This window comes from Mycobacterium sp. ITM-2016-00318 (assembly GCF_002968285.2).
Lineage (GTDB): Bacteria > Actinomycetota > Actinomycetes > Mycobacteriales > Mycobacteriaceae > Mycobacterium.
The window spans coordinates 2,635,957-2,657,569 of sequence record NZ_CP134400.1; the positions used below are offsets into that span (position 1 = coordinate 2,635,957).

Here is a 21,613-nt window from a genome sequence, read left to right on the forward strand (position 1 = left end):
GCCGTGCGATTGATTCTGTTGCCTGCCGTCGATGTAGTGGACGGCAAGGCCGTGCGGCTGGTCCAGGGACAGGCAGGCAGCGAAACCGACTACGGGTCCGCGCTCGACGCGGCGATTACCTGGCAACGCGACGGCGCCGAATGGATCCATCTGGTCGACCTCGACGCCGCATTCGACCGTGGCAGCAACCGTGAGCTGCTGGCCGAGGTCATCGGCAAGCTGGACGTCGCCGTCGAACTGTCCGGCGGTATCCGCGACGAGGAGTCGCTGTCGGCCGCGCTCGACACGGGTTGCGCCAGGGTGAACCTGGGCACCGCGGCGCTGGAGAACCCCGAGTGGTGTGCCCGGGCCATCGCCGAGCACGGCGACAAGGTTGCGGTCGGCCTCGACGTGAAGGTCGTCGACGGAGCGCACCGGCTGCGCGGCCGCGGTTGGGAGACTGACGGTGGAGACCTGTGGCCGGTTCTCGAACGCCTTGTCGGCGAGGGATGTTCGCGATTCGTCGTCACCGATGTCACCAAGGACGGCACATTGCAAGGGCCGAACCTCGACCTGCTGGCGGGTGTCGCCGCGCGTACCGACGTGCCGGTCATAGCGTCGGGCGGGGTGTCGAGCCTCGACGACCTGCGCGCGATCGCCACGCTCACCGACAGCGGTGTCGAGGGCGCAATCATCGGAAAAGCCTTGTACGCCGGCCGTTTCACGCTGCCGCAGGCGCTGGCCGCGGTAGGAGAGTAGTCGGCGATGGCGCTCGACGAGACCGATCTCGACGCACTCGTCGCGCAGGCCACAGCAATCCTCGACGGGGCGGCGAAACCGTTCCTGTTTGGCCACGGCGCCGACTCCGCGGTCAAGAAGAAGGGCAACGACTTCGCGACCGAAGTCGACCTGGCCATCGAACGCCAGGTGGTCGAGGCGCTGGAATCCGGCACCGGCATCGGCGTGCACGGTGAGGAGTTCGGCGGTGCGGACATCGATTCACCGCTGGTGTGGGTACTCGACCCGATCGACGGCACCTTCAACTATGCCGCCGGCCTGCCGACCGCAGGAATCTTGCTGGCGCTGGTGCGCGACGGTGCACCGGTGGCCGGTTTGACGTGGTTACCGTTCACCGATCAGCGGTTCACGGCCGTCGTCGGAAAGCCGTTGTACGTCAACGGTGTTGCCCAGCCGCCGCTGAAGCGGGCCGCCGTCGCCGAGAGTGTGATCGGCACCGGCACCTTCGACGTGGACTCGCGCGGGCGCTTCCCCGGTCGCTACCGCCTGGCTATCGTCGAGCAGCTCAGCAGGCAGTGCTCGCGGATGCGGATGCACGGCGCCATCGGCCTCGACCTGGCCTACACCGCCGCGGGAATACTCGGCGGAGCGATCACCTTCGGTGGCCATGTCTGGGATCACGCTGCGGGCGTGGCTCTGGTGAGGGCCGCGGGGGGAACCGTCACCGATCTGGCCGGCGACGACTGGACGATCGAATCCAAGTCGGCGCTCGCCGGCGTGCCGGGCGTGCACGCCGAACTCCTCGACATGGTCTTGAGCGCAGGCGATCCGGACGGTTACCGGTGAAACAGAAGGATCTTGCGGTGCGCATCATCCCGTGCCTCGACGTCGACGACGGCCGAGTGGTCAAGGGCGTGAACTTCCAGAACCTGCGTGATGCAGGAGATCCGGTCGAGCTCGCCGCCGCCTATGACCGCGAGGGTGCCGACGAGCTGACCTTCTTGGACGTCACTGCCAGTTCGTCGGGTCGCTCCACGATGCTCGATGTCGTGAAGCGCACTGCCGAGCAAGTGTTCATCCCGCTGACGGTGGGCGGCGGCGTCCGGTCGGTGGAAGACGTCGACGTGTTGCTGCGGGCCGGTGCCGACAAGGTCTCGGTCAACACCGCGGCGATCGCGCGCCCTGAGCTGCTCGCCGAGCTGTCCCGCCGGTTCGGATCGCAGTGCATCGTATTGTCAGTCGACGCGCGAACGGTGCCGCAGGATTCGAAGGCGACGCCGTCGGGGTGGGAGGTCACCACCCACGGTGGACGCCGCGGCACGGGAATCGATGCCGTCGAGTGGGCGGCGCGCGGCGCCGAACTCGGGGTCGGCGAGATCCTGCTGAACTCGATGGACTTCGACGGCACCAAGGCGGGATTCGACCTGAGGATGCTGCGCGCCTTGCGCGGCGCGGTATCCATCCCGGTGATCGCCAGCGGCGGCGCGGGTGCCAAGGAACATTTCGCGCCCGCGGTTGTTGCAGGGGCCGACGCCGTCCTGGCCGCGAGCGTGTTCCATTTCCGCGAGCTGACCATCGGCGAGGTGAAGGCGGCGATGGCGGCAGAGGGGATTGTGGTGCGATGAGCTTGAATGCCGATATTGCGTCGCGGCTCAAGCGCGACGCCAACGGGCTGTTCGTGGCGGTGGCGCAGGAACGCGGCACGGGGCAGGTGCTGATGGTCGCGTGGATGGACGACATCGCGCTGGCCCGCACGCTGGAAACCCGCAAAGGTACCTACTTCTCGCGTTCGCGCGGCGAACACTGGGTCAAGGGCGAGACGTCCGGCCACACGCAGCACGTGCACTCGGTGCGGCTGGACTGCGACGGCGATACCGTGCTGCTCGAAGTCGACCAGGTCGGCGTCGCCTGCCACACCGGCGATCACACCTGCTTCGACGCCGATCTACTGCTGGGCCCTGAGGCATGAGAACGATCGTCGCGCTCGCGGCCACGGGGGTCGCCGCGTTGGCGATCCGTCGCTGCGTGGCGCTGCGGAAGTCGATATCCGCGGCCGCTCCGGAGCTGCGTACGCCACTGCTGGCGGCCTCGTCGATTCCGTTCAACAGGTTGACGCTGCCCATCGTTCGCTTCGCGATGGGCCGTAAGTCCGATCCCGGCCCGGGAATCACGCTGAGCGACCATCACCTGAAGGACCCAGATCTCGATGTTCTGGTGCTCACGCCCAGCGAAAAGCCGGTGCTCGCCCCCGGCGTGTTGTGGATTCACGGAGGCGGATTCGTCGCTGGGACAGCGCGCTTCGAGGCGCCATGGGCAGGACGCCTCGTTACGGCGCTCGGGGCAATCGTGGTGTGTCCGGAGTACCGCCTGGCTCCCGAAAATCCCTTCCCGGCAGGGCTCGACGATTGCGTGGCCGCCTTGCAGTGGATGGTGAAACACGCCGACGAACTCGGCATCGACGTCGAGCGCATCGCCGTATGTGGAGCGAGCGCTGGTGGAGGGCTGGCGGCGGCCGTCGTACAGCGCGCTTTCGACGAGGGGATTCCGCTGCGGGCCCAGGGTCTGGTTTACCCGATGATCGACGATCGGACCGCCCTACGGGACGACCTCACCGGCAAGGGCGAGTTGACGTGGTCGGCGTCGTCCAACAGATGGGCGTGGACCGCATATCTCGGGCGCGAGCTGCGATCGTCGGACGCCCCGGATTATGCGGCTGCGGCGCGGCGCACCGATCTCAGCGGTCTGCCTCCAGCGTGGATCGGCGTGGGCGAACTGGACGTTTTCCATGACGAGGACGTCGCCTACGCCGAGCGGTTGAAGGCCGCGGGTGTCCCGTGTGAGCTCGTCACGGTTCCGGGCATGTATCACGGAGCTGACGGTCTCGTTCAGAAAGCTTCGTCGATGCAGAGCTTTCAGGCCGGCATGCTCGACTTTCTGCGGACCCATCTGGGTTAGATGCGCCGAATTCTGCCTGAGGGCTGTGATTTCGGTCGACCAGCGACCCTGGTGCAGAAATCGAAGCGACCCTATGGCTCGATGATGCGGGTGGCCTTGGCGCGCGCGGTCCAACCGCCTTCGTCGTAACCGACCACCACGGGATGGGCGAAGGCGGCGCTTACGTTGTCGGTCGTCACGGTGTCGCGGGCCGCACCCGTCGCCACGGTCCGCCCCTCGGCGATCAGCAGCGCATGCGTCGTCGTCGTAGGAAGCTCCTCGAGGTGGTGCGTGACCAGGATCGACGCGACCTCCGGATGCGTTTCGGTTCGGAGATGAGTGCGCGCCCGATCAGCGTGCGTCCCCGCTCACCGTGCGACAGCGTCGGCCAGACGTCCTCGGCCTTGTGCGTCAGCCCGACCGCGGCGATCATCGCATCGGCACGCGCGAGCTCGTCGGCGGTCGGCGTCCAGCGCATCTGGGTGTCGATGGTGGCCGTGACGCCGGTCAGCACGACTTCGCGCACGGTCAGCGAATACTGGAGCCGGTGACGGGGATTCACGTGACCGATGAACCGGCGCAGCCTCGCGAGGTCGACTCGGCCCATCTGCTCGCCGAGAATGTGCACCGTGCCCGACGTCGGAAACGTCACCGCCGCACAGAAACCCAGCAGCGTGCTCTTGCCCGCACCGTTCGGGCCGAGCAGGGCCCAGTGCTCACCGGCGTGCACGGTCAGCGAGATGCCGTCGATGATCTGTTTGCCGTTGCGGCCGAACGTCACATCGCGCAGCGCGAGAACCTCCGTCACGCCGACTGCCGCTGGCGCAGCACCTCCAGCGCCTTGTCGGCGTGCGTATCCATGCTGAACTCGCTGGCGATCACGTCGAGAACGGTGCCGTCGCTGTCGATGACGAAGGTCGTGCGCTTGACCGGCATCAGCTTGCCCAACAGCCCGCGCTTGACCCCGAACTGCGTGGCGACCTTGCCGTCGGCGTCGGAGAGCAGCGGGTAGTCGAAACGCTGGGTGTCGGAGAACTTGGCCTGCTTGGCGACGGGGTCGGTGCTGATACCCACCCGCGATGCGCCGACGGCGGCGAACTCACCGGCCAGATCTCGAAAGTGACAGGCTTCCTTCGTGCAGCCCGGGGTCATCGCCGCGGGATAGAAGAACAGCACGAGCGGCCCGTCGGCGAGCAGCGATGTGAGGCTTCGCACAGCACCCGTTTGGTCCGGCAATTCGAACCCGGAGACCCTGTCACCACGTTTCATGGGTGTCACGCTACGCCTGACTGATTTCGGTTCTTGGCCTAGCGGCTGGGAGGATTAGTACGTGCAAACCACCGCCAACCTCAGTGTCGGCTCTTCGCGCGAGCAGTCGTCGCTGGCCGTCACGACGTCCCGTGAGGACTTCCGGGCCCTGGCCGCCGGGCACCGGGTCGTTCCGGTGACGCGAAAGGTGCTGGCCGACAGCGAGACGCCACTGTCGGCATACCGCAAGCTGGCGGCCAACCGTCCAGGCACGTTCCTGCTGGAATCGGCGGAGAACGGGCGGTCCTGGTCGCGGTGGTCGTTCATCGGCGCCGGTGCCCCGTCGGCGTTCACGGTCCATGACGGCGAGGCCGCGTGGCTCGGCGTCACCCCGCAGGACGCCCCGAGCGGCGGCGACCCGCTGAAAGCCCTGCATGACACCCTGGAACTGCTGCAGACCGAGCCCGTTCCCGGGCTGCCGCCACTCTCCGGCGGGCTTGTCGGCTTCTTCGCCTACGACCTGGTGCGCAGGCTCGAACGGCTGCCGGAACTGGCCGTCGACGACCTGAAGCTGCCCGACATCCTGCTGCTGCTGGCCACCGACATCGCCGCGGTCGACCACCATGAGGGCACCATCACGCTGATAGCCAACGCGGTGAACTGGAACGGCACCGACGAACGCGTCGACTGGGCCTACGACGACGCGGTGGCCCGGCTGGACGTGATGACCGAGGCGCTCGGCGCGAACCTGTCGTCAACGGTGGCGACCTTCAGCAGGCCGGCGCCGCGCAACCGCAAGCAGCGGTCGGTCGAGGAGTATGGCGCCATCGTCGACAAGCTCGTCGGCGACATCGAAGCAGGCGAGGCTTTCCAGGTGGTCCCCTCGCAGCGCTTCGAGATGGAGACCTCGGCCAACCCGCTCGACGTGTACCGGATGCTGCGGGTGACCAATCCCAGCCCGTACATGTACCTGCTGAACGTGCCGGATGCACAAGGTGGGCTTGACTTTTCGATAGTCGGCTCGAGCCCTGAGGCGTTGGTGACGGTCAAGGACGGTCGTGCGACCACGCATCCCATCGCCGGAACTCGCTGGCGCGGTGCGGACGAGGAGGAAGACCTGCTTCTCGAGAAGGAACTGCAGTCCGACGAGAAGGAACGTGCCGAGCACCTGATGCTCGTCGATCTGGGCCGAAACGACCTGGGCCGCGTATGCGTACCGGGCACGGTGCGCGTCGAGGACTACAGCCACATCGAGCGCTACAGCCATGTCATGCACCTGGTGTCGACGGTGACCGGCCGATTGTCTGACGGCAAGACGGCGCTGGATGCCGTCACCGCGTGCTTTCCTGCGGGCACGTTGACGGGCGCCCCGAAGGTGCGCGCGATGGAGCTCATCGAGGAGGTCGAGATGACCCGCCGCGGCCTCTACGGCGGCGTGCTGGGGTACCTGGACTTCGCGGGGGATGCCGATTTCGCGATCGCGATCCGGACCGCGCTGATACGCAGCGGGACAGCGTATGTGCAGGCCGGCGGGGGAGTCGTGGCCGACTCCAACGGTCCCTACGAATACAACGAGGCCGCCAATAAGGCCAAGGCGGTGCTGAACGCGATCGCCGCGGCGGAGACGCTGAGCGAACCATGAAGCACATCGGCCAACTGATGCTGCTGATAGCGGCGGTGGCCCTCTGGGTGGCGTCGCGGATGACGTGGGTCGAGGTGAGCTCGTTCGACGGGCTCGGTCAGCCCGAGACCACGACGCTGAACGGTGGAGCCTGGTCGACGGCCCTTGTTCCGTTGGCGGTGATCCTGCTGGCGGCGGTTCTCAAGTCGACGGTGGGGCCACGCTGGCAATTGCGACTTCTGGCGGTGATCGTCGGCGCGCTGAGCGCGGTGATGGCCTACCTGGCGATCAGCCTGTGGGTCGTCCCTGACGTCGCGGTGCGCGCGGCGGGCCTTGCCGACGTGCCGGTGGCCGATCTGCTGGGCACGCAGCGGCACTACTGGGGTGCTGTCCTCAGCCTGAGCGCAGCTCTGCTGACGCTCGCAGGCGCGGTGCTGCTGATGCGGGCACCGGTGAAAGTCGCGTCGGACGACGACAAATACGAGGCTCCGGCGCGGCGTCGGGAGGCGGCGCGCCGGCGTGCCTCAGCAGGCGACGACATGTCCGAGCGGATGATGTGGGATGCACTCGATGAGGGTCGTGATCCCACCAAGCCAGACACCGAGGGGCGGTGACGGATGATGTGTTCGGTGCGGCTACCCTTCGATGAAGATCATGCGGCAGCACGCCGGCGCGAACGCGGAGGGAGTTCACGGCTTATGAGTTCGGCGACCGTGCTCGACTCCATCATCGAGGGAGTTCGCGAAGACGTCGCCGCACGGGAGGCCGTTGTCAGCCTCGACGAGGTCAAAGCGGCGGCCAAGTCCGCTCCGTCGTCGCGCGACGTGCTGGCTGCACTGCGCGAACCCGGCATCGGCGTGATCGCGGAGGTGAAGCGGGCCAGCCCGTCGCGCGGATCGCTTGCGACGATCTCCGATCCGGCGAAACTCGCCGGCGCATATGAGGACGGCGGCGCCCGGGTCATCAGTGTGCTGACCGAACAGCGTCGGTTCAATGGGTCGCTCGCCGACTTGGACGCTGTGCGCGCCGCGGTCTCGATCCCGGTGCTGCGCAAGGACTTCATCATCCGGCCGTACCAGATCCACGAGGCCCGTGCGCACGGCGCGGACATGCTTCTGCTCATCGTCGCAGCGCTCGAACAGTCCGCGCTGGTGTCGATGCTGGATCGCACCGAATCCCTCGGGATGACAGCGTTGGTCGAGGTGCACACCGAAGAGGAAGCCGACCGCGCGCTGCAGGCGGGGGCCAAGGTCATCGGCGTCAACGCCCGTGACCTCAAGACGCTCGACGTCGACCGGGACTGCTTCGCGCGCATCGCGCCTGGACTGCCGACCGACATCATCCGCATCGCCGAATCCGGCGTGCGGGGGCCTGCCGACCTTCTCGCGTACGCCGGTGCGGGCGCCGATGCGGTTCTCGTCGGCGAGGGCTTGGTCACCAGCGGTGATCCCCGCACGGCCGTCGCCGATCTGGTCACCGCAGGTACGCATCCGTCCTGCCCGAAACCCTCACGCTGACACGGCGATGAGCCGCTTGCGCGAAGAGCAACATTGATGGCCGATCTCGCCGGCCCGGAGTTGCCGCGCTCCAGTGCGGCGGTCGCCGAACCGACCGCCCACGATCCCGACGCGAAAGGCCATTTCGGCGCCTACGGGGGACGTCTCGTTCCCGAGGCCCTGATGGCCGTGATCGAGGAGGTCACCGCCGCCTACGAAAAGGCGCGCGGCGACCAGGAATTCCTCGATGAGTTGGACCGGTTGCAGCGGCACTACAGCGGCCGACCGTCGCCGCTGTACGAAGCCGCGCGGCTCGGCGAGCACGCGGGCGGGGCGCGGCTCTTCCTCAAGCGAGAAGACCTCAACCACACGGGGTCTCACAAGATCAACAATGTGCTGGGTCAGTCCCTTCTGGCGAGGCAGATGGGCAAGACGCGGGTCATCGCAGAGACCGGCGCAGGCCAGCACGGCGTGGCCACCGCGACGGCGTGTGCGCTTCTCGGTCTGGACTGCGTGATCTACATGGGCGCCGTCGACACCGCCAGGCAGGCGTTGAATGTGGCCCGAATGCGGCTGCTCGGAGCCGAAGTGGTGTCGGTGGAATCCGGGTCCAAGACGCTCAAGGACGCAATCAACGAGGCGTTCCGCGACTGGGTCACCAACGCCGACGAGACGTACTACTGCTTCGGTACCGCGGCGGGGCCGCATCCATTTCCGTTGATGGTCCGCGACTTTCAGCGGGTGATCGGGCTCGAGGCACGCGCACAGATCCAGGATCAGGCGGGCCGGTTACCCGACGCAGTGACGGCGTGCGTCGGTGGTGGGTCCAACGCGATCGGTGTGTTCCATCCCTTCATCGACGATCCCGACGTGAAGCTGGTCGGTTTCGAGGCGGCGGGTGACGGGGTCGAAACCGGCCGTCACGCAGCCACCTTCGCCGGCGGTTCTCCCGGTGCGTTCCAGGGCTCGTTCTCGTATCTTCTGCAGGACGAGGACGGCCAGACCATCGAGTCGCATTCGATCTCGGCGGGCCTCGACTATCCGGGCGTGGGGCCGGAGCATGCGTTCCTCAAGGACATCGGCCGTGCCGAATATCGGCCCATCACCGACACCGAGGCGATGGACGCGTTCGGCCTGCTGTGCCGGACCGAGGGCATCATCCCAGCGATCGAATCGGCGCACGCGGTCGCGGGTGCTTTGAAGCTGGGCAAGGAACTCGGGCCCGAGGCCATCATCCTCGTGAACATGAGCGGTCGCGGAGACAAGGACGTGGAGACGGCGGCCAAGTGGTTCGGCCTGCTCGACAGCACGGGGACCGCGGCCTCATGACGAATGGACTCGCGGGCACGTTCGCGGCATGCAGGCAGGAGGGCCGGTCAGCACTCATCGGCTATCTACCGACCGGTTATCCGGACGTGCCGAAGTCGATCACGGCGATGACCACCCTGGTCGAGTCGGGTTGCGACATCATCGAAGTCGGGATGCCGTACTCCGATCCCGGTATGGACGGTCCCACCATCGCCACGGCTACCGAGGCCGCGCTGCGCGGTGGTGTCCGGGTGGGCGATTCGCTGAGCGCCGTCGAGGCCATCAGCAAGGTTGGCGGACGTGCGGTCGTGATGACGTACTGGAACCTCGTATTACATTACGGCATAGAGGCTTTCGCGCGCGACCTGGCTGCCGCCGGAGGACTCGGGATGATCACCCCTGACCTGATTCCCGAAGAAGCCGACGAATGGCTGGCGGTCTCAGATACGTACAGCTTGGATCGAATCTTCCTGGTGGCACCGTCGTCCACGCCCGAACGCCTGGTCGCAACCGTCAAGGCATCGCGCGGGTTCGTCTATGCGGCGTCGACGATGGGTGTCACGGGGGCGCGGGACGCTGTTTCGAATGCGGCTCCCGAGTTGGTGCAGCGCGTGAAGGCGGTTTCGGATATTCCGGTCGGTGTCGGACTGGGGGTCAGGTCGCGCGAGCAGGCCGCCCAGATCGGTGCGTACGCCGACGGTGTCATTGTTGGCTCGGCCTTGGTCTCGGCGCTGACGGAGGGCCTGCCGGCCGTCCGCACGCTCGCCGCAGAGTTGGCCGACGGTGTGCGGCAGAGGATTTCGGCGTGACAACGACCATACTGGCCTCCTTCCCAAGCCCCTCGCAGGGCGTGTGGCATCTGGGCACCATCCCGATCCGGGCGTATGCGATGTTCATCCTGCTCGGGGTCATCGCCGCATTGTTCATCGGTAACAAGCGGTGGGTCGACCGCGGCGGCGAACGCGGAGTGATATTCGATATCGCGCTGTGGGCCATCATCTTCGGGTTGATCGGCGGCAGGCTCTACCACGTTCTCACGGACTGGTCGACCTATTTCGGGTCTGGCGGCGCGGGTCTGGTAGCGGCCTTCAAGATCCAAGAGGGCGGTCTGGGTATCTGGGGTGCGGTGGCACTCGGCGGCGTCGGCGCATGGATCGGATGCCGGCGAAAGGGTATCCCGTTGCCGGCTTTCGGTGATGCGATCGCGCCCGGCATCGTGCTGGCCCAGGCTATCGGCCGGATCGGCAACTACTTCAACCAGGAGCTGTATGGCAGGACGACGTCGTTGCCATGGGGCCTGGAGATCTACGAGCGGCGCGACTCGAACGGTGCACTCGATACTTTGAACGGGGTGTCGACCGGTCAACTCATCGAGGTCGTGCACCCCGCCTTCCTCTACGAGTTGCTCTGGAACCTCGTGGTCTTCGTTCTGCTGCTGGGGGTGGATCGCCGCTTCCGGATCGGGCACGGTCGGCTGTTCGCACTGTATGTCGCCGCCTACTGTTTCGGCCGGTTCTGGGTCGAGCTGATGCGCAGCGACATGGCCTGGACGCCGGTCGAAGGCATCCGGATCAACTCGTTCGTGTCGGTCTTCGTCTTCATCGGCGCCGTCGTCTACATCATGGTGGCGCCCAAGGGCCGCGAGGATCCTTCGGAACTTCGCGGGTATGCCGAGGACGCTGACGGCGCCGCCCCCGGAGCGAATCTGCCCACAGAGAAGATCGAGAAGGAACTGGTCGCCGTTGCGGCCACCACGGGCGTTGTCGCGGCCGCAAAGGCCGCGGGGGAGAAGGAAGACGAAGACGCCACGGAGATACTCGAATCCGGTGGCGAGGAGCTCGTCGAACCCCGTGATGAGGAAAAGTCGGAAGTCGAGGCGGTCGCCGAAAGCGAGCAACTCGCCGAGGACATCGCCGACGTACCGGCCGGCGAGCTCATGGAGGCGGAGGCCTTCGCTGAGGCCGGCGAGGACGCCGAGCCGACTGTCGCGATCGGCGGAGTCGGTTCGGTCGAAGGCGATGAGGTGGCCAAGGCCGAGGAAACCGCGCCCGAGGTGCACGAGGACGCAGTCGCGAACGCGGAGGAAGCCGCCGATGTCGCTGACGAGGTCGCTGCCGAGGGAGACGCGGCCACCGATGGCGGTGAGGAGCCGGTTACGGAAGTCGGTGGTGTCGGTTCGGTCGAGGGTGATGAGGTCGCGGAGGCCGAGGCGGCTGCGGCCGAGGCGCATGAGGCCGCCGTCGAGGAAGCTGAGGAAGCTGCCGATGTCGCTGACGAGGCGGCTGAGGAGGCTGACGACGAGACCGAGACTGAGACCGAAGTCGAAGCCGAAGATGCGGCCGACGCGGCCGACGACGAAACGGAAGCCGGCGAAGACGCGTCCGACCCGGCGGCCGATGGCGGTGAGGAGCCGGATTCGGAAGTCGGCGGTGTCGGTTCGGTCGAGGGTGATGAGGCCGTCGAGGCCGAGGCGGCTGCGGCCGAGGTGCATGAGGCCGCTGTCGAGAACGCTGAGGAAGCCGCCGGCGTTGCCGATGAGGTCGCTGCCGAGGGAGATGGGACCACCGATGGCGGTGAGGAGCCCCTCACGGAAGTCGGCGGTGTCGGTTCGGTCGAAGGGGACGTGGTCGCGGAGGCCGCGCCCGAGGTGCATGAGGCCGCTGACGCCAACGCCGAGGAAGCCGCCGAGGCTGGTGACGAAGCCGAGGAGCCGGAAAAGGAAGTCGGCGGTGTCGGTTCAGTCGGGGGTGTACGAGGCCGCCTTCGAGAACGCTGGAGAAGCCGCCGACGTCGCGGATGAGATAGCAGGCGAGCAGGCCGACGACAACGGCGACGACGCGGCGAGAGACGGCGACGAGCCCAAGTAGGACACCTTCGAACCGGCGGCTATCCACAGTTGCGGTTTCATCCACAGGTAGCGGGTGACCTGGTCATTGTCGGCCGATGGGGTCGTGGCGCACGAGTAGTTTCGAAAGCATGTTCGATGATCTTGTGTCTCCGGCTGGCTCCGCTGGTCGGGGCGTGGCGGTGGGTGCGTGGGCGCGGGTGGAGAACGCGGCGTGTGCGCGGCGGCTCGCCGCGATCGCTGATGTGTTGGAGGCCCGCTGGTCTGCCGACGGCTCGGCCGAGCGCGAGCAGTGGTGTCTGGACAACTGGAACGCTGTGGCCGCGGAGGTCGCGGCGTGTCATGAGGTGTCGCTGGGGTGGCCTCGCATCAGTTGTTGATCGCGATGGAGCTGCGCGAACGGCTACCGCGGGTGGCCGAGGTGTTCGCCAGCGGTCGGATCAGTGTGCGGATGGTGTCGACGATCGTGTCGCGCACCGCGCTGATCACCGAGCCGCAGGTGCAGGACAAGATCGATATCGAGTTGGCCGCCGCGGTGCCCGAGTGGGGGGCGCTGTCGCAGGCCAAAGTGGAAACCGCGATCGATGACTGGGTGCAGCGCTATGACCCGTTGGCGGTGCGCCGCATGGAGCTGCACGCCCGCGGCCGCCATGTCGACACGCACTGCGACGGCAGCGGCACCGCCACGATCGAGGCGATGCTGTTCGACCACGACGCCGCCGCGCTCGACGCCCGGTTGGAGGCGCTGGCGCGCGGGGTGTGTGACGGTGATCCGCGCACCCTCGGGCAGCGCCGCGCCGACGCCTTGGGCGCGTTGGGCCACGGTGTGGATTATCTGGCGTGTCTGTGCGCAGCCGAGGACTGCGCGGCGGCCGGGGCGCAGCCCAACGCGGTGGTGATCAATGTGATCGCCGAGGAGAAGACCCTGGCCGACGACACCGCGGTGGTGCTGGACGGGGCCGACCCCGACAAGCCGACCACACCGGCGCGGGAGATGACGCTGGCCCAGTTGGTGGTGTGCCCGCCGCTCACCGGCCCGGCCGCCACACCGTCGGCGGTGATGATCGGCGGGCCGGTGATCCCGGCGCCGTTGTTGGCGGCCAAGATCGCCGCCGGGGCCACCATCTGCTACATCGTGCACCCCGGTGACGCGCCACCCGAGACGCGGTACCGGCCGTCAGCGAAGTTGGATCGGTTTGTCCGGTGTCGGGATATGACGTGCCGGTTTCCGGGCTGTTCACGGCCCGCTGATATCTGCGATCTGGATCATACGATCGCCTACCCCATCGGGCCGACCTGCGCGTCGAACCTGAAATGCCTGTGCCGACAACACTATCGATTGTCCGTAGTACATTTAAGCCATGGATGCCGCCATGTACCTCCGAATCAGCAGCGACCCGTCCGGGCAGGCGCTCGGCGTCGCACGTCAACGCGAGGATTGCGTGGCGTTGTGCGCCGCTAAGGGCTGGACGCCGGTGGAGTACGTCGACAACGACGTGAGCGCACGAGCGCCAAGAAGCGGCCCGCCTATGAGCGGATGCTCGCCGACATTCGCGACGGCCGGATCGGCGCCGTGGTGGCGTGGGACCTGGACCGGTTGCATCGGCGGCCGATCGAGCTCGAACGGTTCATGGACCTCGCCGACACGCACCGGCTGGCGCTGGCCACCGTGTCCGGCGACGTCGATCTGTCGACCGCGCAAGGCCGACTCACCGCGCGACTCAAAGGTGCGGTGGCGCGTCACGAGATCGAGCACAAATCAGACCGGCAGAAGCGGGCGGCGCAGCAGAAGGCCACCCGAGGGGAACCGCAGTGGCGCAACGCATTCGGATTCCTGCGCGACGGTAGCCGCACACCCGATCCGGTGACCGCGCCACTGGTAAAGCAAGCTTACGAGTCGATCCTGTCCGGCGGGTCTATCAGCGACATCGCCCGCGAGTGGAACGCCGCCGGCGCATACGGGTTGACCGGCAAGCTGTGGTCAGCGTCGACGGTGAGCCTGTTCCTGCGCAAGCCGCGCAACGCCGGGCTGCGTGACCACAACGGCGAGATCGTCGGCGCCGGCACCTGGCCGCCGCTGGTCGACGAGGAGACCTGGCGGGCCGCGCAGGCGGTGCTCGACGCACCCGGCCGCGCGCCGGGCCGCAAGACCGTTCGCAAGCACCTGCTCACCGGTGTGCTGCGGTGCGGCAAATCGGGATGCGGCGGCTACCTCTCCGGGCAGTGGGTCATGCAACCGACGGGCGGCAAGTCGGGGCGGCCGAAGGCGGGCGAGGTCAAGGAACCGTCCGGGCAGATGGCCCACTCAATCACCTACGGCTGCAAGTCGTGTCGCGGTGTGTCGATCCGCGCCGAGCACGTCGAGCCGCTGATCTACGCCGCCGTTGCCGAGCGGCTGGCGCGCTCGGATGCGGTGGACCTGTTGAAGGTCGCCGAGCATGATGCCGCCGAGGCCGAGCAGTTACGCGCCGAGAAGCAGCGGCTCTACGCGCAGATACGGGAGGCCGAGGCCGCACCTGTTCCCGCGACTATGCGCACCCACCGCCACGCTGTGGACCGGCCGAGCCGCCCACCGTCGAACCCAACAGCCAGCGCGGGGCAATGATGCCCAAACGCCGACGCAGCCGGGCCGATAACGGTGCGAGAGCCAGAGCAGCGGAACGCCGACTCAACGACGCAATCGTTGCCGAACGTCGTAAGCCGTCGCCGTTCTGAGGGACACCGTCACGACGACACGACAGCAGACAGCTGCCAGTGACCCGGAACGCCCTTGTGTTCATGCATGCCGCGGGTCCTGGAAGTGAGGTCGAATTTCGGGCGTCGACACGGGATCAGTTTCAGGCGACGCCGAAACTAACTGGTCGGCGACGGTCCACTCCGTTGCCGACAGCGACTGAGCCTATCTACCATTTGTGCCAACGCGCGCTGAGGATGGAGAGCAATGGCGGATCAGACATCGGCCGCATGGAATCCGATTGTTGAGCGGACCACTAAGGCCTGGTTTGGCCCAAGGAAGCGCGCACGGGAATTGCTCTCCGCTCAGTCGCGCCCTTCCCCATTGCCTGCGGCCGGGTTCCTCGACACGGTTTGGAAGCTCTTCGGCGAACCAGCGTCCAATATCACAGGGGTTCGCTTCATCGATTTTGTCCACGGCGACGACGGGTTTCGGTACACGATCGCCCTCTGCTCCACCCTCTCGGACCCAGTCATACGGGAGGTGCTACATCATCGTGCATCAGACGTTGTTGCTACGACTGGGTGGTACCCCTTGGTGACCGGTGAACGCCTAGGGAGTGCGCGGTGGGTGCGCGGCCGCGTGCCCAAATCGGTCGGCCTTGAGATAGACGGTCCCTCGTCGATGGTATCCGTCGAGTCGGCAGGATCCGGTGCTGAGGCCGGGACCGCAATCCGGGTGCGATTCGACACAGGGTCAGCACTCCTCGATGTGGGCTTCGGACCGGAACTAGTCAGGGGCGCGGACGACGTAGCAGTCTTGCTCTCGCGCGGGCATCGCGATCACGCCGGCGCCGTTTTGGAGGGTTTCATTAGTGGCCTGTTCGTCGTCATGTCGAAGATCACCTGTCTCCTTCTCGGCTCGCGTATCGAGAGGATCGGCCGCCTCATGCTGGTCGAACCCGGCCTCGATTTTCGGATCGGCGTCATCCAGGTTCAGGTTGTCTCGGTGCCGCATGTTCCAGGTTCGGTCGCGTACCTGCTCGACGATGGGCGTCGTGCTCTGCTCTACACAGGCGATGTTGTATTGCGGACCGCGCGTCATTCTGTCGAGCTAGAGCTCCTCAACTTCTTGCCGCAGGATCGTCAATGCACCGTTCTGCTTGACGCCACGATGGCCGGACGGCCGGCTGGTGCAAGCAACCACGACGTGGCTAGAGAAGTGTTGTCACTTGGGGCTTCCGACATCGTGTTGGTCGGTGCACCAGATCAACTGACGTACGCGCTCGCTGACCTCTTCCACATCGGGAAAGACGGTCACTTACGGGGCACGGTCAGTTACCTCGCCTCCGGGACAGTCCGCAACGTCGCAAAAGCCATGCACGACGCCTTCATCCGCCGAGATCATTTATCCCTTGATCCGCTGCTGCGAGCGCAATACGGCAAATCTATGTCAGCGTGGGCAGAGTCTGTTTGGCTCTATTGGCTCGACCACACCGAAGCCCTGCCAGCGGGTCGTCGGATTTGGCTCGTCGATCCAAGCGCCTCAGGCGATCGATTCACCGCGCCAGCGGAGGCTCGAGTGCTGTCGATCGGGCGAGGTGCGGACCTAGCCGGGCAGGGCATCGATACAAGTCCCTGGACCGCGCATTCCAGCGAGGAGTCGCTGATTGACTTCGTTCGCCTCCTCGAGAAACGAGGCGTCCAAGTCGTGCTCTTCCACAACTTCTCCCGTCGGCTGAAGAAGTTCGCCCGCTCGCATGCCCTCGCGGCGAAGGCGCTACAAGGGTCGATTCAGCTGTGATATAACACCAAGCCCCGCCGTTCTGAGCGACACCTACCCGACGACACCACGGCGGACAGCTGCCACCGACCCGGAACGCCCTTGAGTTCGTGCGCGCCGCGGTCCTCGAATTCAAGCCCTGACCCGATCACCAGGTCGCGCAACGTGCTTGACACCAGCACCTCGACGCATAAGCACAATAGTTTGGGTGAACTGAAGTGTTTTTCAACCAGTCGATACCACCAGCTCAAAACCTTCTGCGGCTGGCTGGATCGACAGCTCCCCGACGGCACGGAAATCGGGCTGGGATACAGGTCTATGCAAGTCGGGGTTTTACAAGATCTCCTCTCCGCGCATGATGCGGTACAACCTGCGGGGGCGGAGCGGTCCGTTCTAGTCGGCGCGCCGAAACCTACTGCTACGGAGAAGCGACGGCGAAGAGCCGCCATTCACCGGGCACACCCTTGAGCTGGCGAGCGCCGCGCTCCTCGAACGCCAGCCCTGACCCGATCACGAGGTCGCGCAGCGTGCTGGACACCAGCACGTCGTTCGGCCCTGCCAGTGCGCTCACCCGCGCACCGATGTGTACAGCGATCCCGCCGATGTCGTCGCCGCGCACTTCGCATTCGCCGGTGTGCAGCCCGGCGCGCACTTCGATACCCAGGGACCGCACCGCATCACGAATTGCCATGGCGCAGCGGATCGCTCGCTGTGGCCCGTCGAACATCGCGAGGAAACCATCACCCGTGCTGTTGACCTCACGGCCCCGAAAGCGATTGAACTGTACGCGGACGACGGCATCGTGGGCGTCGAGCAACGCGCGCCAGCGACGGTCGCCGATCTCCGAAGCCCGAGCCGTCGAGTCGACGATGTCGGTAAAGAGGACGGTGGCGAGGACGCGGTCATCAGCCACCTCTACCTGGTGGCCCGTGATGAACTCGGCGATCTCCTGGAACGAATCCCGCCACGGTTCCACGAAGTGGTACAAGTTGCGCCCAGGCAGTTCAACGTATTTCGCGTCCGGTATGTGATCAGCAACGTACTTGCCCCAGGCGGGCGGGACCATCAGGTCGTCGGCATGCTGGAGCACGAGAGTTGACACGCGGATGCTTGGGAGCACCGCCCGAACGTCTACCTCGGTCAAAAGAGGCATTAAGAGAGCGTAGGTCCGTGGGCTCGCGGCAAGCCGGTCATGTCGCCCAACCGCGGCGCTGATCTCCTCGTTCCATGGCATGTCGGGATTGATCGAAAGCCAGTATTCGCCCCTGCCCCACATGGCTGCCAGCGCAGCGATGACTTCGTCGGGATTGACGCCATCAGTGCGTTCAGCAATCGGATTGGCGAAGCCCTCAAGCACTACGAGCGCGGTGGTGCGAGCCGGATACGTAGCAGCGAATAGCGCACCCGGCGCGAACGAGCCGGGCACGGTGATGAGCACTGCTTCGCGGATTTCGAGATCGTCGAGCACCGCAGTGATGCTGTCGGCCCATTGCTCCAAGGTCGGCAGCGCGCCCGGCTCGACAGGATCGGACGCTCCACTGCCCGGCTGGTCGAAGAAGATCACTCGACCGAGCGATGTCATCGCCTCCACCCATCCCTGAACAGGCGACAACTCCGGCAGGTGTTCGCAGCATGTGAACCAATTCGGGACAAACACGATGTCGCGCTCACCCTCAGGCGACGCCCTATAGGCGACGCCCAAGTCCGCGTTCATCGCATAACGCGTCTCCGAGAACATCGCCGAAGTCTAGGCCGCACGAGCGACGCGGATCCCCAGATCAGCGGTCTAGGCAGACGCAACCGCGAACAGATGCCACTCGCCGGGTACGCCCTTGAGCTGGTGTGCGCCGCGCTCCTCGAACTCCAGTCCCGACCCGATGACGAGGTCGCGCAGCGTGCTGGACACCAGCACCTCGTTCGGCCCGGCCAGTGCGCTCACCCGCGCCCCGATGTGCACGCCGATCCCGCCGATGTCATCGCCGCGCACCTCGACCTCGCCGGTGTGCAGCCCGGCACGCAGCTCGATGCCGAGCGCTTGCACCGCCTCGCGGATTGCCATCGCGCAGCGGATCGCCCGCTGCGGGCCGTCGAACATCGCAAGGAAACCATCACCTGACGTGTTCACCTCACGGCCTCGAAATCGACTGAGTTGTACACGGACGATGGCGTCGTGTGCATCGAGCAACGCATGCCAATCGCGGTCGCGCATCTCGGCGGCCCGGCGCGTCGAGTCCACGATGTCGGTGAACAGCATGGTGGCCAGAACACGGTCGTCGGCAACGTCGGGCTGCTCGCCAGTAAGGAATTGGGCGATCTCTTGGAAGGAATCTCGCCACGGTTCAACGAAGTGGTAGGTATTGCGACCAGGCAGCTCAACGTATTTCGCGCCCACTATGTGATCAGCGACGTACTTACCCCACTCGGGCCGAAACAACGAGTCGGTGTGTTGAAGGACGAGCGTTGGCACACGAATCGACGGAAGCACGGCCCGCACGTCAACGTCGGTCACGAGCGGCAGCACGCGAGCAACGGTCCCTGGACTTGCCGCCAGGCGTTCGTGGCGCGCCCATGTTGCCCGAATCTCGTCGTTCCATGGCATTTCCGGATTAGTCGCATATTGCGACTGACCGGTGCCCCAAGACGCGACGTAGCCGGGCAAGATCTCGTCACGGATGTGCCTATCGGGCTGGAGCACGTCCAGCGGAGCCGCGTAGCCCTCGAGGACGACCAGGGCGGTTGTGCGAGATGGATGTGTGGCTGCGAACAGCGCCGCTGTTGTCGCCCCGCCGTTGCTCGCCAGGAGTACCGCTTCCTGACTGTCGAGTTCGTCAAGCACTGCGGTGATGCTGTCGGCCCATTGCTCCAGTGTCGGCAGCGCACCAGGCACAACGAGATCGGACGCGCCCGAGCCCGGCTGGTCGAAGAAGATCAGCCGACCTAGCGATGTCATCGCCTCGACCCACCCCCGCAGGGACGGTAGCTCGGGCAAGATCTCACAGTTTGTGAGCCAATTCGGGACGAACACGATGTCGCGCTCACCTTCACCAGTGGTGCGGTAGGCGACGCGCAAGTCCCCGTTCATCGCATAGCGCGTCTCCGAGAACATGGCGGAAGTCTAAGTCCCAGGGAAAGCGTCAGCAGACGTTTACGCAGCTGAGGGCGGTCCCCTAGAACGTACTTCACCAATTCGGTGTCACCACATGCTCAAAACGTTCTGGGTTGGCCCAAACGGCTGGAGCGAAAAGCAACGACCCGACGGCGCGGTGGTCTGGACGCTACCCACCGGCCACACCCGCACCACCCATCCGGGCAGCCTGCACCTGTTCCCGCGACTGTGTGCACCCACCGCCACCCTGTGGACCGGCGAACCCCCCGTTGCGGAGACCACCGCCGGGCGCGGAATGAAGATGCCCAAACGCCGCCACACCCGCGCCGCCACCACCGCCAAAGCCAAGGCGGCAGAACGAAAACTCAACGATCCGCTCGTCGCCGAACGCAACAAGCCGCCACCGTTCTAAACGACGGCGAACAGACTCCATTCACCCGGTACACCTTTGAGTTCATGTATGCCGCGAGGCTCGAACTCGAGTCCCGATCCGATCACCAGATCGCGCAACGTGCTGGACACGAGAACATCGTTCGGCCCGGCCAATGCGCTCACGCGGGCGCCGATGTGCACGGCTATCCCGCCGATGTCCTCGCCGCGCACCTCGCACTCACCGGTGTGCAGGCCCGCCCTCACCTGCAAGCCCAACGCTTGCACTGCATCGCGAATTGCCATGGCGCATCGGATCGCTCGCTGCGGGCCGTCGAACATCGCAAGAAACCCATCTCCCGACGTGTTCACCTCGCGGCCGCGAAACCGGGCCAGCTGTGACCGGACGACGGCGTCATGGGCATCAAGCAAGGCGTGCCAGTCACGGTCGCCCATCTCTGAGGCGCGACGCGTGGAGTCCACGATGTCGGTGAACAGCACTGTAGCGAGAACCCGCTCATCGGCCACGTCGGCCTGATGGCCGGTGAGGAACTCCGAGATCTCCCGAAACGCCGGTCGCCAAGGATCGACGAAGTGGTACAGGTTTCGCCCCGGGAGCTCCACGTACTTCGCGGCCGATATGTGGTCAGCGACGTACTTGCCCATCGCAGGCGAGATGAACGGATCGTCGCTGTGCTGGACGACGAGGGTTGGCACTCGAACTGTGGGAAGCACCGCCCGCATGTCCAGTTCCGACAGGAGCGGCATCATGAGAGCTGCAGTCCCTGGACTCGCCGCCATCCGTTCCATTCGGGCCCACGTGGCCCGGATCTCCTCGTTCCAGGGCATATCCGGATTGATCGCATGCTGGTATTCGCCCGTCCCCCACATGGCGATCATGGCAGCGACGGCTTCCTCGGGATCGAGCTCACCAACCGGATTCGCGTAGACCTCGAGAGCGAGCAGTGCGCTTGTCCTGGATGGGTGGGTCGCTGCGAACAGCGCGGCCGTTGCGAACGCACCGTCGACTGCGAGCAGGACGGCATAGGCACTCCCGAGATCGTCCAGCACCGCGGTGATGCTGTCGGTCCACTGCTCCAAGGTCGGCAACGCCCCCGGCGTGACGGGATCGGATGCCCCCGTGCCCGGCTGGTCCAAGAAGATCAGTCGCCCGAGCGATGTCATCGCCTCAATCCAGCCTTGGAGGGACGGCAGCTCCGGTAAGACCTCACAGCACGTGAACCAGTTCGGCACGAACACGATGTCACGCTCACCCTCAGGCGACGCGCGGTAGGCGACGCGCAAGTCCCCGTTCATGGCATAGCGCGTCTCCGAGAACATCGCAGAAGTCTAAGCCGGGGAGCGGGTCGAGCGGTGCCCGTCGGCAGAGTTAATGCTGCTCACGGGCACTGTCTCTGAAGTGTATTTGAGCCAGTCGATGTCACCACCTACTGAAAACGTTCTGGAACGCACTGGGCGGCTGGCGTGACCGACAACTACCCGACGCGACCAT

General features: G+C 66.0%; 19 protein-coding genes and 3 pseudogenes. 17 read left to right on the plus strand and 5 right to left on the minus strand.

Annotated features, from left to right (window positions below):
• The first annotated feature begins 3 nt into the window (after nt 1–3).
• Genes priA through C6A82_RS12890 form a run of 5 tightly spaced genes read left to right on the plus strand, consistent with a single transcriptional unit; the run spans nt 4 to nt 3,672 of the window.
• Nucleotides 4–738: a bifunctional 1-(5-phosphoribosyl)-5-((5-phosphoribosylamino)methylideneamino)imidazole-4-carboxamide isomerase/phosphoribosylanthranilate isomerase PriA gene (gene priA, locus C6A82_RS12870; protein ID WP_105349471.1), complete on the plus strand. Its 735-nt coding sequence runs from the start codon at nt 4–6 to the stop codon at nt 736–738.
• A 6-nt stretch (nt 739–744) separates the two neighbouring features.
• Nucleotides 745–1,563: an inositol monophosphatase gene (locus C6A82_RS12875; protein ID WP_105349470.1), complete on the plus strand. Its 819-nt coding sequence runs from the start codon at nt 745–747 to the stop codon at nt 1,561–1,563.
• Nucleotides 1,560–2,342: an imidazole glycerol phosphate synthase subunit HisF gene (gene hisF, locus C6A82_RS12880; RefSeq protein WP_105349469.1), complete on the plus strand. Its 783-nt coding sequence runs from the start codon at nt 1,560–1,562 to the stop codon at nt 2,340–2,342. The genes C6A82_RS12875 and hisF overlap by 4 nt, the downstream gene beginning before the upstream one ends.
• On the plus strand, nt 2,339–2,686 hold the full coding sequence (hisI, locus tag C6A82_RS12885; protein ID WP_105349468.1) for a phosphoribosyl-AMP cyclohydrolase: 348 nt from the start codon (nt 2,339–2,341) through the stop codon (nt 2,684–2,686). Before hisF ends, hisI begins: the two co-directional genes overlap by 4 nt.
• A complete protein-coding gene (locus C6A82_RS12890) occupies nt 2,683–3,672 on the plus strand; it encodes an alpha/beta hydrolase (RefSeq protein WP_105349467.1) in 990 nt (329 codons plus the stop codon). Before hisI ends, C6A82_RS12890 begins: the two co-directional genes overlap by 4 nt.
• Before the next feature lie 71 nt (nt 3,673–3,743).
• Here C6A82_RS12890 and C6A82_RS12895 read toward each other — a convergent pair.
• Both C6A82_RS12895 and C6A82_RS12900 read right to left on the minus strand, forming a co-directional pair.
• Nucleotides 3,744–4,459: pseudogene (locus tag C6A82_RS12895) on the minus strand (ABC transporter ATP-binding protein).
• Entirely contained in the window at nt 4,456–4,920 is a 465-nt protein-coding gene (locus C6A82_RS12900; protein ID WP_105349466.1) for a peroxiredoxin, read from the minus strand. Before C6A82_RS12900 ends, C6A82_RS12895 begins: the two are co-directional and overlap by 4 nt.
• A gap of 61 nt (nt 4,921–4,981) precedes the next feature.
• Between C6A82_RS12900 and C6A82_RS12905 the strand changes: the two genes are divergently transcribed.
• The 11 genes and pseudogenes from C6A82_RS12905 to C6A82_RS12955 all read left to right on the plus strand — a co-directional run bounded on the left by C6A82_RS12905 (nt 4,982) and on the right by C6A82_RS12955 (nt 16,646).
• A complete protein-coding gene (locus C6A82_RS12905) occupies nt 4,982–6,541 on the plus strand; it encodes an anthranilate synthase component I (RefSeq protein WP_105349465.1) in 1,560 nt (519 codons plus the stop codon).
• On the plus strand, nt 6,538–7,134 hold the full coding sequence (locus C6A82_RS12910) for a TIGR02234 family membrane protein (RefSeq protein ID WP_105349464.1): 597 nt from the start codon (nt 6,538–6,540) through the stop codon (nt 7,132–7,134). Before C6A82_RS12905 ends, C6A82_RS12910 begins: the two co-directional genes overlap by 4 nt.
• Nucleotides 7,135–7,218: 84 nt before the next feature.
• The gene (gene trpC, locus C6A82_RS12915; RefSeq protein ID WP_105349463.1) at nt 7,219–8,037 is read left to right on the plus strand and encodes an indole-3-glycerol phosphate synthase TrpC; all 819 of its coding nucleotides are present in this window, start codon (nt 7,219–7,221) and stop codon (nt 8,035–8,037) included.
• Nucleotides 8,038–8,073: 36 nt separating this feature from the next.
• The gene (trpB, locus tag C6A82_RS12920) at nt 8,074–9,345 is read left to right on the plus strand and encodes a tryptophan synthase subunit beta (RefSeq protein ID WP_105349462.1); all 1,272 of its coding nucleotides are present in this window, start codon (nt 8,074–8,076) and stop codon (nt 9,343–9,345) included.
• A complete protein-coding gene (gene trpA, locus C6A82_RS12925; RefSeq protein WP_105349461.1) occupies nt 9,342–10,133 on the plus strand; it encodes a tryptophan synthase subunit alpha in 792 nt (263 codons plus the stop codon). Before trpB ends, trpA begins: the two co-directional genes overlap by 4 nt.
• On the plus strand, nt 10,130–12,124 hold the full coding sequence (gene lgt, locus C6A82_RS12930) for a prolipoprotein diacylglyceryl transferase (protein ID WP_105349460.1): 1,995 nt from the start codon (nt 10,130–10,132) through the stop codon (nt 12,122–12,124). Before trpA ends, lgt begins: the two co-directional genes overlap by 4 nt.
• Nucleotides 12,125–12,300: 176 nt before the next feature.
• Nucleotides 12,301–12,549 carry a hypothetical protein gene (locus tag C6A82_RS12935; protein ID WP_105349459.1) on the plus strand — a complete coding sequence of 83 codons (249 nt, stop codon included), beginning with the start codon at nt 12,301–12,303 and terminating at the stop codon, nt 12,547–12,549.
• Between the two features lie 5 nt (nt 12,550–12,554).
• A pseudogene (locus tag C6A82_RS12940) lies at nt 12,555–13,322 on the plus strand (DUF222 domain-containing protein); the annotation flags it as partial.
• A gap of 220 nt (nt 13,323–13,542) precedes the next feature.
• Nucleotides 13,543–13,602: pseudogene (locus C6A82_RS12945) on the plus strand (hypothetical protein); the annotation flags it as partial.
• A 104-nt stretch (nt 13,603–13,706) separates the two neighbouring features.
• Nucleotides 13,707–14,774, plus strand: a complete 1,068-nt coding sequence (locus tag C6A82_RS12950) for a recombinase family protein (protein WP_233217205.1) — start codon at nt 13,707–13,709, stop codon at nt 14,772–14,774.
• Nucleotides 14,775–15,110: 336 nt separating this feature from the next.
• A complete protein-coding gene (locus C6A82_RS12955) occupies nt 15,111–16,646 on the plus strand; it encodes a hypothetical protein (RefSeq protein ID WP_311101818.1) in 1,536 nt (511 codons plus the stop codon).
• Between the two features lie 397 nt (nt 16,647–17,043).
• Here the strand turns inward: C6A82_RS12955 and C6A82_RS12960 are convergent, their stop codons facing one another.
• Both C6A82_RS12960 and C6A82_RS12965 read right to left on the minus strand, forming a co-directional pair.
• Entirely contained in the window at nt 17,044–18,363 is a 1,320-nt protein-coding gene (locus C6A82_RS12960) for an adenylate/guanylate cyclase domain-containing protein (RefSeq protein WP_105349456.1), read from the minus strand.
• Between the two features lie 48 nt (nt 18,364–18,411).
• Entirely contained in the window at nt 18,412–19,731 is a 1,320-nt protein-coding gene (locus C6A82_RS12965) for an adenylate/guanylate cyclase domain-containing protein (protein ID WP_105349455.1), read from the minus strand.
• 94 nt (nt 19,732–19,825) lie between these two features.
• On the opposite strand from C6A82_RS12965, the gene C6A82_RS12970 reads away from it, so the two are divergent.
• Nucleotides 19,826–20,143, plus strand: coding sequence for a hypothetical protein (locus tag C6A82_RS12970; protein WP_105349454.1), 318 nt, complete (start codon nt 19,826–19,828; stop codon nt 20,141–20,143).
• On the opposite strand, the gene C6A82_RS12975 is transcribed toward C6A82_RS12970, so the two are convergent.
• Entirely contained in the window at nt 20,140–21,441 is a 1,302-nt protein-coding gene (locus C6A82_RS12975; RefSeq protein ID WP_105349453.1) for an adenylate/guanylate cyclase domain-containing protein, read from the minus strand. The two genes, C6A82_RS12970 and C6A82_RS12975, sit on opposite strands and share 4 nt — an antisense overlap.
• Nucleotides 21,442–21,613 lie beyond the last annotated feature (172 nt).